General features: G+C 52.1%; 1 protein-coding gene. It reads left to right on the top strand.

Features of this window, described 5'->3' with window-relative positions; genetic code table 11:
• Positions 1-510: 510 nt before the first annotated feature.
• Positions 511-1,387: YifB family Mg chelatase-like AAA ATPase (locus CWE21_RS13335; protein ID WP_241970305.1), on the top strand; the 877-nt coding region annotated here is incomplete at its 3' end.

Raw genomic sequence — 1,387 nt, 5'->3', positions numbered from 1 at the left:
GTTTCGCTAAATTTTGATTTTTTCATTTTCGTCTTCTGAGGGTTATCATCTCAGAAAACTCTAATTAAGTCTGTGTCAGTTTAGGGGAAGTGGACACTTTCAAGATGGGCGACTTGAAGAGGCTTTTTATAAACGAGGTGCATGGCCAAGAATAAGATCTAAAAAAATTAGAGACGCATTAGTATTGCAAAATCGAATTAGGTGGATAAGCAAGTTGTGTGTTTTTATCTTACTAACTTGTTGTATACCCCTACTATTTATCGGGTATCGGTAGTGTTTTGGTTACCGCAGAAAATGACGAAAGGTCGCGCTACAGGCCAATATAAATGGCGCACCCGGCAGGAGTCGAACCTGCGGCCTCTGCCTCCGGAGGGTTGAGGTCATTTCCGGTTTTCCACGTCGCAGCATTTACAACGAAGCTTAAATTTACCCAAGTTGAGGTCATAACCTACAGGTAGTCGTTGCTTGTCTGCGCTAAACTTGGTGTTTTAGCCAAGGAAGGGCAGGGTTATGGCAGGGACGACGATTTCGATTGCGCGGGTGTTCACGCGTGCGCTCTATGGTATGGATGCACCGCTGGTAACGGTAGAGGTCTGTTTGGCATCAGGCTTGCCGGCGTTTGCTGTGGTGGGTATGCCACAGGCCGGGGTCAAAGAGGCGCGCGATCGTGTGCGATCGGCGATTCAGGCAAGTGAGTTTGAGTTTCCGCGCGGTAAGAAGATTACCGTTAATCTGGCTCCGGCTGACTTACCTAAACATGGCGCTCGCTACGACTTAGCCATCGCTATAGGCATCTTGGTTGCCGATGGTCAAATAAGTGAAAGGGCGGTGGTTTCTCGTGAATTTTATGGTGAGCTGACACTGAATGGCGAACTGCGCGGCGTACCGGGTATATTGCCAGCCATGTTGGCGTGTCGCGAGCAAGGTCGTGAAGCCGTCATTCCATTAGCCAATCAAACTGAAGCCAGTGTGGTGCGGGAGCAACAATGCGTTGCTGCCGAGAGCCTGCGTGACGTGACCGAGCACTTGCGTGGGCCGCATCAACTGCCGCATCTAGCCCCCTTGCAACCTAGCGAGCAGCAACATTTTTATGGCGATTTAGCCGATGTGATTGGCCAAGAGCAAGCGAAGCGCGCGTTGATTTTGGCGGCGATGGGTGGCCATCACGTGTTGTTCGTGGGTCCTCCGGGGACGGGAAAAACCATGTTAGCGCAGCGGTTGTTGGGGCTCTTGCCACCACTGACCGATGTGGAAGGGCTAGAAGTTGCCGCAATTCGCAGTGTCGCCGGGCACAATTACAATGCCGAGCACCCCAGCGCTTGGCTCGAGCGCAATTTGCGCTCGCCGCATCACTCATGCTCTGCGGCAGCTTTGGTGGGTGGCGGCT

Source organism: Pseudidiomarina aquimaris (assembly GCF_003987395.1).
Classification (GTDB): Bacteria; Pseudomonadota; Gammaproteobacteria; order Enterobacterales; family Alteromonadaceae; genus Pseudidiomarina; species Pseudidiomarina aquimaris.
The sequence above is the reverse complement of the archived record's forward strand: the minus strand, read 5'-3'. Positions and strand labels throughout refer to the sequence as shown.